The following is a 13,821-nucleotide window of genomic DNA, read 5'->3' as shown; positions in this document are numbered from 1 at the left end:
AGACTGAACGTCTGAAGAGATACGGTGAGGTGTCCGAGTGGCTTAAGGAGCACGCCTGGAAAGTGTGTATACAGGAAACTGTATCGAGGGTTCGAATCCCTCCTTCACCGCCATATTCGATGCAAACAAAACCCCTGACATTCCTCGAGAATTCAGGGGTTTTGTGTTTCTGGCCTTTGCTCTCTTTCGCCTCCGCTCTCCTTGCGCCTCGGTTCCCACGCTGCGCGGATCCTGCCTCTGCTCGTTCCCGCGTGATCGCACGACTGGCGATCCGTCGCCGCGCCGCTGGAACCTATCCGTATGAGTGCGTTACCTATCCAATGCGACAGATTTTATCATTCTGTCCGGGTTTTATTCGTTTAGCTGTAGCAAGACATCGGAAAACTCGCCGCTTGAGTGTATGAAGGTCTATGTTTACCCCTTGTTTCCAACAGGTGAAGCACGACGAGCACCTGAAGGTTCCTCACTGGATCGCCCGCCACCATTGCGCACCCATCAAAACCATAACCAGGGTGCGAATTTCGCAGGAGAAGGTTGATGAACGGTATCGGCAAACGTTTGAGGCAGGAAAGGAAGCGGTTGAAACTGACGCAAAGCGCGCTCGGCGCCATTGGGGGCGTCGAAGCCAACGCGCAGGGTCATTACGAAAGCGGGCAGCGTCTACCCAGAGCGGATTATCTGTTCAGGATCGCGGCGGCCGGGGTGGATATCAGCCGCGTAGTGACAGGCATCGAGTCAACCAATCGAATGGAGATGCCGTTGATGCCGATGCTGGCAGAATCGGTGTCCGAGGAAGATTTCGACAGCTCCGAAAGCGTCGTGAAGATCATCGGTCAGCTTCGACAAAGCCTGTGGGTCACGGCCAATGCTCTGTGCGAAGTGACGCGGCTGGTGGATTCGAAAGACCAGCGTGCGACCCTGGACCATGTCGAGGATCATCTCAAAGTGCTGCAGGGCGACGCGGACATGTTCGCAGCGCTTGCGCTGGCCAAGGTGCAAGCCAATCACGAAACTCACTGACGCTGGCGAGTGCCGCTGACAGCAACTCCCTGCAATGGTAGCCTTACGCCATACAGGGAGGTTTTCAATGAGCAGGTTTTCCACGATATTCGCTGCACTTGCGCTGATATTCTGCATGCCGGCCCAGGGCGACGTGTTCAAATGCGTCACCGAAGAGGGCAACGTCAGCTTCGGCTATAGCCCCTGCCCGACCTATGTGGGCCAGACCACCGTGCAACGCCCGGGTCCGGCACGTATTGGCAGCGAGTGGGAAGACGCTGATTTCCCTTATCGCCTGAACAAGAATGCGACCCAGATTCTGCAGATCAGCCGACGCAGGAAGCTGATCATCACCAACGAAAAAGAAATCGCCGACCGCCTGCAGAGCATCCGGCCGCCGCCACCCGGCGTGCCCTCCACTTGCGTGGCGCCTCGCTACGACAGCGCCTGCTTCGACCCTTCCGGCGGACGCGTGCGTCAGCCGGTGAAGAGCGGCCTGGTGAAATCCGGCGGCAATTGAACCCAGCTTTTGGCCGCGACGATCGCCGCAGGCGCCTGCCCCTGAGCGGCGGCATAGTTCTCGATTTTCTGAACTAAGTTTTTATCGGCACCGATGTTACCGAATGTAAGAGCTGCTTAAAGTCAGGCCCCATCGCCAGAACCACAATAAAGAGACGGCCATGACCCCCATTGAACACCGCGAAGAACAGGTCCGCCAGGCAGCGCAGGCGTTGGTCGCAGCCTTCGCGAGCAACGACACCGAAGCCTATTTTGCCGCCTTCAGCGACGACGCAACGTTCCTGTTTTACACCCTTCCCGCCCCGCTGCTGTCCCGCGCCGCCTATCGCCAGGTATGGAACGGCTGGCAGGCGGATGGCTTCGCCGTGCTGAGCTGCGAATCCAGCAACGTCAACATCAGCCTGCAGGGCGATGTCGCGATTTTCATGCACGATGTGGCCACGCACGTACGCTTCGGCAGCGAAGAGAGCCGCTATCAGGAGCGCGAAACCATTGTATTTCGTTTGCACGGCACGCGATGGCTTGCCTGCCACGAGCATTTGTCGGCGATGGCGGACTGATCCGCTGAATCACGCGGCGAGTGCCCGAAGAGGCGCCGCCTGACCTTCTAACACCAACCACCGCTGCACCTCTTTTACGGTCGGACTGCCGACCACTGCCAATGCCACGACCGGGCGACGTCCGGTCGAAAAACGGGCCGACATTGCGTGTCAGCCTCATAACAACACGACAGCGTGCAGGACATCTCATGTCACACCCCACCACCAGCATCGAAACATTCGGTGTCGAACAGATCCCCGATGATCAACGCAACGCTTCTCCCATCGATCTGTTTCGCCTGACCTTCGGCGGCGCCAACACTTTTGCGACCGCGGTGCTCGGCAGCTTTCCGGTGCTATTCGGCCTGTCCTTCCAGGCAGGCGTCTGGTCGATCATCCTCGGCATCGTACTGGGCTCGATCATCCTGGCACCGATGGGCCTGTTCGGCGCACTCAACGGCACCAACAACGCGGTTTCCTCTGGCGCTCACTTCGGCGTACATGGACGCATCGTCGGATCGTTTCTTTCGCTGCTGACCGCCGTGGCGTTTTTCTCGCTGTCCGTGTGGAGCTCGGGCGATGCGTTGATCGGCGGCGCCAAGCGCATGATCGGCCTGCCGGAAAACGACCTGACGCTGGCGCTGGCCTACGGCGTATTTGCCGTGCTGGTCCTGGTGGTGTGCATTTACGGCTTCCGTTTCATGCTGTGGGTGAACAAGATCGCGGTGTTTGCTTCAAGCCTGCTGTTTCTCTTGGGCATCGTGGCCTTCAGCGGCAGCTTCGATGCGGGGTTCGCCGGCACCGTCAGTCAGGGCAGCGAAGGGTTCTGGGCCGCGTTCATCGGCGCGGCGTTGCTGGCCATGAGCAACCCGGTGTCGTTCGGCGCGTTTCTCGGCGACTGGTCGCGGTACATTCCGCGTCACACCTCGAAAAAACGCATCATGGCCTCGGTGTTTCTGGCACAGCTCTGCACCTTGATCCCGTTCCTGTTCGGTCTGTGCACGGCCACGATCGTTGCCACCCAGTCGCCGCAATACATCACCGACAATAATTATGTCGGCGGCCTGCTCGCGGTGTCTCCGAGCTGGTTCTTCCTGCCGGTCTGTCTGATCGCGATCATCGGCGGCATGTCCACCGGCACGACCTCGCTGTATGGCACGGGTCTGGACATGTCGAGCATGTTCCCGCGTCTGCTGAATCGCGCTCAGGCGACGATTCTGATCGGCATTGCGGCCATCGCCTTCATCTTCATCGGACGTTTCGCTTTCAATCTGGTGCAGAGCGTGTCCACGTTCGCAGTGTTGATCGTCACTTGCACATCGCCATGGATCGTCATCATGGTGCTGGGACTGATCATCCGCCGTGGCTTCTACCACCCGACTGACCTGCAGGTATTCACCCGCGGCCAGAGCGGCGGGCATTACTGGTTCGAGCACGGCTGGAACTGGCGCGGACTGGGCGCGTGGATTCCCAGCGCGGCGGTCGGCCTGTGCTTCGTCAACCTGCCTGGTCAGTTCGTCGGCCCACTCGGCAACCTGGCAGGCGGCATCGACATCAGCCTGCCGATCACGCTGGGCCTGGCAGCGCTGCTGTATATAACGCTGCTGCGCACCTTCCCGGAACCGGTGGGGGTTTATGGCGATCACGGGCCGCACCCACTGCTGGGCGAAAACGCCCATCGCAACGACAAGAAACCCATGGCGATCGGCTGAATTTCCGGGGCAGATGAAGAAAGGGCCTGCCGCTGCGCAGGCCCTTTTCATTTCCGCTACCGACCGACGGCCCGCCTGTGGGTGGCGCGCATCGGTCACATCCAGCACAATCGCGATTCGCGTCACAATCCCGACAACAGAAAAACGTCAGCTCGAACCACAGGAGATCTACCTCACATGAATAAAGAAGAATGGATCGAAGCTGCCCTGCCGAAATACATCGTGACCAACCCGGCTCTGCAGGAAGAGATCTCAGGTCTGAGCCTGAAAGATCAGCAAGACCAGATTCGCTGGGCCTTCGAAGACGAAGCCGAAGCCGTGAACCTTGAAACCTGGGAGCTGGCATTGCGGTTCAGCGACAAATCCGAGGACGAAGTCGCAGCGCTGCGACTGGCGGTGCACAAGGAGGCCGCCGAGGCGCTTGACATGGACTGGGACGAATACTGCGAGTTGAACACGCTCGAAGTCTGAACCACCGCCCCTCCCCACTTCGGGCCGCGACCTTCACTGCCCTCCACGCGGCCCGAATCCCTGACTCATCGGTCACCCTTTACGCTTTACCTGGCCTCGACGGGTGAGTAACGTCTGCGCCACTTCAAAACAAAAAAGGACTCCCTCATGAGTGACCTGGTCGCCTATCAACTGGAAGACGGCGTCGCCACACTGACCCTGAGCAACGGCAAGGTCAACGCCATCAGCAACGACGTGATTGCCGCATTCAATGCCGCTCTGGATCAGGCCGAGAAGGACCGCGCCGTCGTCATCATCACCGGCCAGCCAGGCATTCTGTCGGGCGGCTACGACTTGAAAATCATGACCTCCAGCCCTCAGGCCGCGCTGGATCTGGTGGCCGAAGGCTCGACCCTGGCGCGGCGCATGTTGTCGCACCCCTTCCCCATCGTTGTCGCGTGCAGCGGCCATGCCGTGGCCAAAGGCGCATTTCTGCTGCTGTCGGCGGATTACCGGATCGGGATTGAAGGGCCGTTCAGCATTGGCCTGAACGAGGTGCAGATCGGCATGACCATGCACCATGCGGGAATCGAACTGGCTCGCGACCGACTGAGCAAAAGCGTCTTTGGCCGCTCCGTGATCAATGGCGAGATGTTTGACCCCAACGGCGCGCTGCAGGCGGGCTTCCTGGACAAGGTCGTCACGGCCGAAGAACTGCCCGACGCCGCCCGCACCGTCGCCCTGCAGCTGAAAAAGATCAACATGAGGGCGCACAAGCAAACCAAACTCAAGGTGCGCAAGGACTTCCTCGAGACGCTGGACAAGGCCATCGAACTGGATCGTCAGCATCAGTTTCAATGACGCCTGACTGAGCTTGCTTTGCTGCGGGACTCAGCGTGCTGATGAACGGCGACTGCGCGCTGGCAACGGCCAGCGGCTGCGACCTGGCAGCCGCAATCACGTTGAGCCCCGAAGGGAATAGCCAGATGCTTTGTCCGAAACACTTCAGAAACATCTGCTTAAACACCGCCAAACCATCTGTCCGTCGGCCAATTGCCGATTTCAGTGCACATCCGTAAACTGCGCCACCTTTTATTTCCAGAGTGGTCTGCATGCTGTTCGTACTGCGTATGTCGCTGATGGGTCTGCACTTTGCCGTTGCCGGCTTGCTGGGTCTGCTGATCGGCATCTGCCGTCCTTTCAACCCGGACAACAGCCGCCTGTGCGCGCGACTGTACGCCCTGCCCGCCCTATGGATTCTGCGCCTGCGCCTGAACGCCCAGATGGCGCCCCAGTTCGAACGCACCCGCCCGTGCGTGATCATTTGCAATCACCAGTCCAATTACGACCTGTTCATCCTCGGCAGCATCGTGCCGCCGCGCACGGTCTGTATCGGCAAGAAAAGCCTGAAGTGGGTGCCCCTTTTCGGTCAGCTGTTCTGGCTCGCGGGCAATGTGCTGATCGATCGTGGCAACCCGCTGCGCGCTCGGCATGCGATCAGGCAGACCACCGAAACCCTGCAACATCAGAACACCTCGATCTGGGTATTTCCCGAAGGCACGCGCAATCTGGGCAAGGGTCTGCTGCCGTTCAAGCGGGGCGCGTTCCAGATGGCGATCGACGCCGGCGTGCCTATCGTCCCGGTATGCGTCAGCACCTACGTGCGTGACATGCAACTGAATGCCTGGGACAGCGGTCAGGTGATGATCCGCTCGTTGCCGGCCATTTCCACCGCCGGCCTGACGGGCGATGACATCCCGGCGCTGATCGAGCAGTGCCACGGTCAGATGCGCACGAGCATCGAGCAGATGGACGCGCAACTGCGCAGCCCGGTACCCACTGCCCAAACGGCAGCTGAACAGCTGACACAAAACCCTAGAACTCGCTGAGATTCGCCGACTCTGAACTGGAGAGCGCGCTAAGCTGCGCAGCGAATCCTCAGAAGAAGAAGCAAATCACCATGGGTCGAGTTGTTGCGGCTGCCGTCTATACCGCCGGGAAGAAAGTCACCAACATCACGCTGGACGAAGGCGCTGCCTGGGCGGCCAAGCCCGGGCACTTTGTCTGGATCGGTCTCGAGCGGCCCAGTGCTCAGGAACTGGCGACGCTGCAGAAGCAGTTCAACCTGCACGAACTGGCCATCGAGGATGCGCTGGAAGTACACAGCCGACCCAAACTCGAAACCTTCGGCGATGCGCTGTTCATCGTGACGTACGCGCCGATCCGCGAGAATGGCAAACTGCAGTTCATCGAAACCCATATCTTCGCTGGCAAGGGCTACATCATCACCTCGCGCAACGGCGACTCGAAGTCCTACGGACTGGTGCGTCAACGCTGCGAGGCGCGGCCACTGTTGCTGGAGCACGGTGAAGACTTCGTGCTTTACGCGCTGCTGGACTTCGTCACCGAGAACTACCAGCCGGTCACCGAGGCCATCCACTGCGAGCTGGAGGAACTGGAGCACAGCGTGCTCAGCTCCGAACTCAACGAAGCCGACATCCACCGGATTCACAGCCTGCGTCGCGACCTGCTGCGCCTGCGGCGGTACGTGGCGCCGATGGTCGAGATCGGTGAGGAGTTGCAGAAACTCAGCTTTCCGTTCATCGACAAGAACATGCGACCTTATTTCCGCGACGTGGAAATCCACGTCAAACGGCAGATGGAGGACCTCGCCAACCTGCGTGACATCGCCAGCCAGACCATCGAGATCGGCCTGTTGCTGGAGTCATCGCGACAGAGCCTGACTCAGCGCAAGTTCGCCGCCTGGGCCGCGATCCTCGCGTTTCCCACCGCCATCGCCGGCATCTACGGAATGAATTTCCAGAACATGCCGGAGCTGAGCTGGCACTACGGTTACTTTGTCGTGTTGGGCGTGATCGTCAGCGGGTGCGGAATTTTGTTTGCGAGCTTCAAGCGCTCGGGCTGGCTGTGACTGCACGGACCAACGTGATGGCGCGCCCTGACGCAACGGGGCGCGCGTCACACGCTCAGGCCACCTGAGGCTTATTGGCGACGAATCGCATCATCCACTCGGCAACGGTGGTGCCGTGGTGATCTTCTTCAAGGCTCGCGATGCCCTTGCTGTAGACCTGCTCACCCAGCGCTTCCTGGCGTATGTCCAGGAGCGTGCGGGAATAGTCGTGGATGAATTCCGGATGCCCCTGGAAACACAGCACCTGATCGTTGATGTGGTAGGCGGCAAACTGGCAGAAGTCGCTGGACGCCAGCACCGTCGCGCCTTCCGGCAGCGCGGTCACTTGATCCTGGTGACTGATGAGCAAGGTCAGCTTGTCCATCGCCGGGGTCATCCACGGCTTGGCCGGCGCAAGGTCGTAATGATGGATGCCGACGCCCCAACCCTGCGTCGCACGCTCGGTCTTGCCGCCCAGCAACAGGGCCAGCAGCTGATGACCGAAGCACACGCCCAGCAGCTTGTCGCCCCGCTTGTAGCGGTCGAGCAGGTAAGTCTTGAGGGTTTGAATCCACGGATCGGTGCCGAATGAATCGGCCTTGGAGCCAGTGATCAGGTACGCATCGAACTGCTCCGCATCGGGCGGGTAATCACCCTGCATGACGTTGTAGACGACAAACTCGGCAGGAATCGGCTGACGGGCGAAGAGCGACTGAAACATCCGCCCATAACCTTGATATTGATCGACCAGTTCAGGGCGAAGAACGTCGGTTTCCAGAATGCAGATGCGTAACGACATAGAAATTCCTGAAGCGACAAAGCGAAAATGCGTATAGCCAAGCCTGCCTTGAAGCCTGGAGCAAGGCAAGACCCGTTTGCGTCATGACGCTGCGCGAGGCTGAACCGAGGCTGCCCGAAACGCGCAGACAGTTCGTGACCCTCAATCAAGAGACCGTGCCGGGAAGCGTTTGCCGCTCAAGGCCATTTCCAGCAGCGAAGCAGGCGGCGCGAAGCGTTCGCCGTAGCGTTCGGCCAGATGATGCGCACGGGCGACGAAATCCTTGAGGCCGTACTGATTGATGAACTGCAATGCGCCGCCCGTCCAGGCCGGGAATCCGATGCCGTACACCGAGCCGATGTTCGCGTCGGCAGTCGAGCGCAGCACGCCCTCGTCCAGACAACGCACAGTTTCGATGGCTTGAATGAACAGCAGGCGGTCGCGAATTTCCTGGCCGCCGATCTGCGCCGCGGGCTTTTCGAACCTGGCCTTGAGCTGCCACCACAAGCGCTTTGGCTGGTCCTGCGGATAGTCATAGAAACCCGCGCCGGCAGCCTTGCCTGCGCGCTGAAACTCATTCACCAGCAGCTCGACCACAGCATTCGCCGGATGCTCGACGAGGGTTTCGCCTTGCGCTTCCAGGTCCTTGCGCGCCTGCTGGCGAATGTGACTCATCAAGCTCAGCGACACCTCGTCCGACACCGCCAGCGGTCCCACGGGCATGCCGGCTTTGCGCGCTTCGGTTTCGATCATCGCGGCATTGATGCCCTCGCCCAGCATGGCGATACCTTCGTGGGTGAACGTGGCAAAAACCCGGGAGGTGAAAAAGCCACGCGCATCATTGACTACGATGGGGGTCTTGTTGATCTGCTGCACGAAATCGAAGGCACGGGCCAGGGTCATATCATTGGTGCGCGCGCCTTTGACGATTTCCACCAGCCGCATCTTGTCCACCGGACTGAAGAAGTGCATGCCGATGAAACGCTCCTGACGACTCACCGCACTGGCCAGCCCGGTGATCGGCAGCGTCGAGGTGTTGGAGGCAATGACCGCGTTCGGTACCACCACTTGCTCGGCAGCGGCGCTGACTTGGGCCTTTAGCTCGCGATCCTCGAACACCGCCTCGATGATCAGGTCGCACCCTTCCAGATCACTGTCGCGGCCAGTCGTCTTGATCCTTGCAAGCACCGCATCGCGCTGCTCCGGGGTCATCCGTCCCTGCGTCACCTGCTTGTCGAGCAGGCGCACGGAGTAATCCTTGCCCTTCTGCGCAGCCGCCAGGTTGAGGTCCTTGAGCACCACATCAATCCCCGCCAATGCGGTCACGTAGGCGATCCCGCCCCCCATCATGCCGGCCCCGAGGATGCCCACCTTGCGCATGTGATAGACCGGAGGCGCCTTGGGCCGCGAGTCGCCAGCATTCACCTGATTGAGCTGGAACCAGAAACCGATCATGTTCTTGGCGATCTGGCCGGTGGTCAATTCAGTGAAATAACGCGCTTCGATCTTCTCCGCCGTCGAGAAATCCACCTGTGCGCCTTCCACCGCCGCGGCAAGGATTTTTTCCGGCGCGGGGTAGCAGCCCTGAGTTTTGCTGCGCAGGATCGAAGGGGCAATGGCGAGCATTTGCGCCACTTTGGAATGACTGGCCCCGCCACCGGGAATCTGGAAGCCAGGTCGGTCCCAGGGCTTTTCCGGCGCCGGATTGGCGAGAATCCAGTCGCGCGCCTTGGCGAGCAGGTCGTCGGCATCGTCGGCGATCTGATCGATCAGCCCGATTTTCAGCGCCTGCGCAGCGCTCAGGTTGCGACCTTCCATCAGCAACGGCAGTGCTTTTTCAAGGCCCAGCATGCGCACCAGACGCACCGTTCCGCCACCGCCGGGCAGCAGGCCCAGAGTGACCTCGGGCAGACCAAGGCGCACGTGCTTTTCGTTGAGGGCAATGCGCTGATGACACGCCAGACACAACTCCCAGCCGCCGCCCAGCGCTGCGCCGTTGATGGCCGCGACCACCGGTTTGCCGAAGGTTTCCAGTGCACGAAGTTGGGCCTTGAGGTCCAGCGTCATCTGGTAAAACCACGCGGCACGCGAGGTGTCGACCTGGATCAGCTCGTTCAGGTCGCCACCGGCGAAAAAAGTCTTCTTCGCCGACCTGATGATGACGCCGAGGATGTCATCGCGATCGCGCTGGAGCCGTTCGAGGGTTTCACCCATTGCCTGCCGATAGACAGCGTTCATGGTGTTCGCCTGCTGGCCGGGCATGTCCAGGGTCAGCGTGACGATCTGGTCGGGGCCGATTTCATACGCGATGGCATCAGTCATGCGGTCGTTCTTCCTCAAACTGTTGCGAATAGTGGGGTTGCTCAACCGCGGAGTTGCGTCGGCAAGCGCTGCATAGGATGGGCCCGCGGGTCAGACCCGCTCGATAATGGTCGCGATTCCCATGCCGCCGCCGACGCATAACGTCGCCAGACCGTAGCGCAACTGCCGCGCCTCCAGCTCATCGAGCAACGTACCGAGGATCATGCAGCCGGTGGCGCCCAGTGGATGGCCCAAAGCGATGGACCCGCCGTTGACGTTGACCCTGGCAGGGTCGACACCCATGTCTTTGATGAACTTGAGCACCACGGACGCGAAGGCCTCGTTGACCTCGAGCAAGTCGATGTCCTCGATGTTCAGCCCCGCCCGGGCCAGCGCCTTGCGCGTCGCCGGCGCAGGCCCCGTCAGCATGATGGTGGGATCGGTGCTGGTCACCGCAGCGGCCACGATTCGCGCCCTCGGCCGCAGCCCCAGCGCCTGCCCTTTTTGCGCCGACCCCAGCAGCATCAACGCCGCGCCATCGACGATGCCGGAACTGTTGCCCGGTGTGTGCACGTGCTCGATGCGCTCGACGTGGCTGTACACGCGCAACGCCGTGGCGTCATAACCCAGCTTGCCAATGGCTTCGAAACTGGGCTTGAGCCTGCCCAGTCCCTCGAGCGTGGTGTCGAAGCGAATGAACTCGTCATGATCCAGCAGCAGCATGCCGTTGACGTCGCGGACCGGTACCAGCGACCGCCGAAAAGCGCCTCTTTCCCGGGCCATCGCGGCTTTGTGTTGCGACTGCAGCGCAAACCGGTCGACGTCCTCACGCGTGAAGCCTTCCAGCGTTGCGATCAGGTCCGCGCCAACGCCCTGAGGGGTGAAATGGGTGTGCAGGTTGGTTTGCGGGTCCAGCACCCAGGCGCCGCCATCGCTGCCCATCGGCACCCGGGACATCGATTCGACGCCGCCCACCACGACCAGATCCTCGAACCCGGAGCGGACCTTCATGGCGCCCAGGTTCACCGCCTCAAGTCCCGAGGCACAGAACCGATTGACCTGCACACCGGCCACTTCCACTGCCCAATCGGCGACCAGTGCGGCCGTCTTGGCGATATCGGCGCCCTGATCACCGACTGGCGTGACGCAACCGAGCACGATGTCATCCACCTGATCTGTGTCCAGATGACTGCGCACCTGCAGTTCCCTCAAGAGTCCGGCCACCAGGTCGACCGGCTTGACGCTGTGCAGCGCGCCCTCGGCCTTGCCCTTGCCACGCGGTGTGCGTAGCGCATCGAAAATAAACGCCTCGTTCATCCTGTCCTCGCGCTCTGCTCGAATGGCCTGCTGGAAACAGGTCTGTTGCGTGCCGCCGTTACCATAGCTGGCATGTCCGCGGATGCAATGATCAAAACGATCAGCGCCCTTGACCGCCTTGTAGGGTAGCCGCTTGTAGGACATTTCGGGGTCAGACGAACGGTAGCTTGCTAAAGGAAGTGAATCGATTAGTCCGAAAGCGTCTAGCAAGGGAATGTCTGCGCGGTGGCATTGCGCCTTATACCTTTTACATAGAGTAGACTGCAATGCGAAATACCCAAGCGATCTAAGACGCTCTGCACGCGGGCTCTAAGGTTAAGTCTGTAGCAGAAGCGCAATAAAAACCGATTCTTTCAGCGCCCGCCGTCCGCGATTCATTGATCGGGACATCTGCTCTTTGACTCACCTTTGCCAGCTGCCCGCTTCTGCCATCGCCGAAGCCGGAGAGCTTTTGTCGCTCAGGAATAACAAGAAAAGGCATATGCCATGTTCAAACGTTCAAAAGTACGTCAGGCCGGACTCATCGTTTTCGCCACCACGCTGCTGCTGATTTTGCCCAATCTGACCCGATTGTTTGGCTGACCTCATCACAAGGACTTGCGGCGAATTGCATTTGTGCCACCCTTATCTGCATTCAGGCAGGGAGATGGGCATATGCGTCAGTGGTGGGCAGTTTTTGCATTGGGTTTGAGTGCAGTGGCACACGCCGGGCCGGTTGAACAGGCTGCGGCGGTGGCAGCAATCAAGGAGGGCAAACTCGCCATCGACGTTCGCAGCCAGAGTGATTATGAATCGGGAACGGTGCTCAATGCCGTGCGCGTCGATGACAGGCGCCTGGTCAACCAGCTCAAGCAGGTCATGACCGATCGCAATCTGGTGCTGGTGGTCTTCAGCTCCACCAACGCCCGCGCCAGCAAGGCTCAGGACCAACTGAAAAGAGCCGGTTACACCAGCATCATCAACGGCGGTTCCTACGATGAGTTGCACAACGCGCTCTACGACGTCACCGACGATCCCGCGGAGTAGCCGGTTTTGCGTTTATTTCTGATGCTGGCCAGCATCCTGAGTGCCCTGCCCGTTCATGCCGCTCAGTTGACGATTGACCTCGGCACTGGCTCGCGCACGTGGAGCACAGCGCAACTGCTCGAACACCCGCAGGCGCATGACATCGACATTCCGGACGATGTTTCCTACAAACGAACCATGCACTATCGCGCTGTGCCCATGGCCGCGCTGCTGAAAGGGGTGCCCGTCGACGCGCACCTCCAGGCGATTGCCACTGACGGGTTCGCGGCCGAAATACCTGCCGCGCCTCTGCTGCAGAAGAGCGGGTCGCGGGCTTGGCTGGCCGTTGAAGACCCCGCCCACCCGTGGCCCGGGTTGAGCGAGGACAAACCCGGCGCGGGGCCGTTTTATCTCGTGTGGACCGATCCCGCCGCCAGCAGGATCAGCCCCGAACAATGGCCCTACGCCGTTGGCAGGATTCGCCTGCTGACGCCGGTGGCCGAGCGCTTCCCGGCCCTGCTGCCCGACGCGAAGCTTGCAGCGGACGATCCGGTGAACAAGGGCTTTGCGCTGTTTCAGAAGAACTGTTTCGCGTGCCACCGCTTGAACGGTGCGGGGGATTCGCAGCTCGGTCCGGACCTGAACATCCCGCATAATCCCACCGAATACTTCGCCGGGGATTACCTCAAGTTGTACATCCGCAACCCGCAAGCCCTGCGCCAGTGGCCGCAGGCGAAGATGCCGGCGATCACGGCTGACGTGCTGTCGGATGAGGAATTGGGCCAAGTGGTGAGTTATTTGAAGCACATGGCTGCCAGAAAGATTGCAGATTCAGCGGCCAGCCCATGAGTTATGGCGTGAGACGGGTTTCGTAAACTCCCGTTCTATCAGCGCCGCATCACCCGACGCCTTCGCGAGCAAGCTCGCTCCCACAGGATTTGTGTCGGCCAGGGAATTCGGGAAGCTCGGAAATTGATGTAGGCGTAAGCCAAATGCAGTCAACGCCGTCGCCCAGCGGCGTAACACCCGACACCTTCCCGGCTGAAGCCGGTCCTACGGAAAGCTCTCAGCATCTGTAGGACTGCCGTTCCCGACCAAAACCGGTCCTACCGACAGCTCACAGCGTCCGTCGAACCGGCTTTCCCGGCAAAAGCCAGTCCCACGAACCTTGCAGCGTTCCGTAGGACCGGCTTCAGCCGGGAACAGGCCAGTGCATGCTGTGGAAATGCCGGGGGTTGGCAATCGGCCTTCGCGAGCGCGCTCACTCCCACGGAATGAAGCGCTTCATCG

Annotated in this window: 13 protein-coding genes and 1 tRNA gene; 11 read left to right on the top strand and 3 right to left on the bottom strand. The window is 60.5% G+C overall.

Translation table 11 applies throughout. From position 1 onward, the window contains the following. The first annotated feature begins 23 nt into the window (after positions 1-23). The 9 genes from BMZ10_RS22140 (at position 24) to BMZ10_RS22100 (ending at position 7,151) form a co-directional block, all read left to right on the top strand. Positions 24-113, top strand: a tRNA-Ser gene (locus tag BMZ10_RS22140). A gap of 424 nt (positions 114-537) precedes the next feature. Then, entirely contained in the window at positions 538-1,020 is a 483-nt protein-coding gene (locus BMZ10_RS22135) for a helix-turn-helix domain-containing protein (RefSeq protein ID WP_093467204.1), read from the top strand. Positions 1,021-1,087: 67 nt separating this feature from the next. Further along, the gene (locus BMZ10_RS22130; RefSeq protein ID WP_177182194.1) at positions 1,088-1,519 is read left to right on the top strand and encodes a DUF4124 domain-containing protein; all 432 of its coding nucleotides are present in this window, start codon (positions 1,088-1,090) and stop codon (positions 1,517-1,519) included. A 160-nt stretch (positions 1,520-1,679) separates the two neighbouring features. Continuing rightward, positions 1,680-2,078: a YybH family protein gene (locus BMZ10_RS22125; RefSeq protein WP_093467198.1), complete on the top strand. Its 399-nt coding sequence runs from the start codon at positions 1,680-1,682 to the stop codon at positions 2,076-2,078. A 188-nt stretch (positions 2,079-2,266) separates the two neighbouring features. Further along, positions 2,267-3,769, top strand: a complete 1,503-nt coding sequence (locus BMZ10_RS22120) for a purine-cytosine permease family protein (RefSeq protein ID WP_093467195.1) — start codon at positions 2,267-2,269, stop codon at positions 3,767-3,769. Between the two features lie 177 nt (positions 3,770-3,946). Then, positions 3,947-4,240 (top strand): DUF6388 family protein, encoded by a 294-nt coding sequence (locus BMZ10_RS22115; protein WP_093467192.1) that lies wholly within the window; start codon positions 3,947-3,949, stop codon positions 4,238-4,240. Between the two features lie 147 nt (positions 4,241-4,387). Then, a complete protein-coding gene (locus BMZ10_RS22110) occupies positions 4,388-5,080 on the top strand; it encodes a crotonase/enoyl-CoA hydratase family protein (RefSeq protein WP_093467189.1) in 693 nt (230 codons plus the stop codon). A 251-nt stretch (positions 5,081-5,331) separates the two neighbouring features. After that, positions 5,332-6,108: a lysophospholipid acyltransferase family protein gene (locus BMZ10_RS22105; protein ID WP_093467186.1), complete on the top strand. Its 777-nt coding sequence runs from the start codon at positions 5,332-5,334 to the stop codon at positions 6,106-6,108. 71 nt (positions 6,109-6,179) lie between these two features. Continuing rightward, complete coding sequence (locus BMZ10_RS22100; protein WP_093467183.1) at positions 6,180-7,151, top strand: magnesium and cobalt transport protein CorA; 972 nt, start codon at positions 6,180-6,182, stop codon at positions 7,149-7,151. A gap of 55 nt (positions 7,152-7,206) precedes the next feature. On the opposite strand, the gene BMZ10_RS22095 is transcribed toward BMZ10_RS22100, so the two are convergent. The 3 genes from BMZ10_RS22095 to BMZ10_RS22085 form a co-directional block, all read right to left on the bottom strand. Beyond that, positions 7,207-7,929 carry an amidotransferase gene (locus BMZ10_RS22095; RefSeq protein WP_093467180.1) on the bottom strand — a complete coding sequence of 241 codons (723 nt, stop codon included), beginning with the start codon at positions 7,927-7,929 and terminating at the stop codon, positions 7,207-7,209. 141 nt (positions 7,930-8,070) lie between these two features. Beyond that, complete coding sequence (locus BMZ10_RS22090; protein ID WP_093467177.1) at positions 8,071-10,230, bottom strand: 3-hydroxyacyl-CoA dehydrogenase NAD-binding domain-containing protein; 2,160 nt, start codon at positions 10,228-10,230, stop codon at positions 8,071-8,073. Between the two features lie 90 nt (positions 10,231-10,320). Then, the gene (locus BMZ10_RS22085; protein ID WP_093467909.1) at positions 10,321-11,526 is read right to left on the bottom strand and encodes an acetyl-CoA C-acetyltransferase; all 1,206 of its coding nucleotides are present in this window, start codon (positions 11,524-11,526) and stop codon (positions 10,321-10,323) included. Between the two features lie 654 nt (positions 11,527-12,180). Between BMZ10_RS22085 and BMZ10_RS22080 the strand changes: the two genes are divergently transcribed. After that, positions 12,181-12,552, top strand: a complete 372-nt coding sequence (locus tag BMZ10_RS22080) for a rhodanese-like domain-containing protein (protein WP_093467174.1) — start codon at positions 12,181-12,183, stop codon at positions 12,550-12,552. A gap of 21 nt (positions 12,553-12,573) precedes the next feature. Further along, a complete protein-coding gene (locus tag BMZ10_RS22075) occupies positions 12,574-13,380 on the top strand; it encodes a cytochrome c (protein WP_371266143.1) in 807 nt (268 codons plus the stop codon). Positions 13,381-13,821: the final 441 nt, after the last annotated feature.

The organism is Pseudomonas sp. NFR16 (assembly GCF_900108875.1).
In the GTDB taxonomy this organism is placed as follows: Bacteria; Pseudomonadota; Gammaproteobacteria; order Pseudomonadales; family Pseudomonadaceae; genus Aquipseudomonas.
The sequence above is the reverse complement of the archived record's forward strand: the minus strand, read 5'-3'. Positions and strand labels throughout refer to the sequence as shown.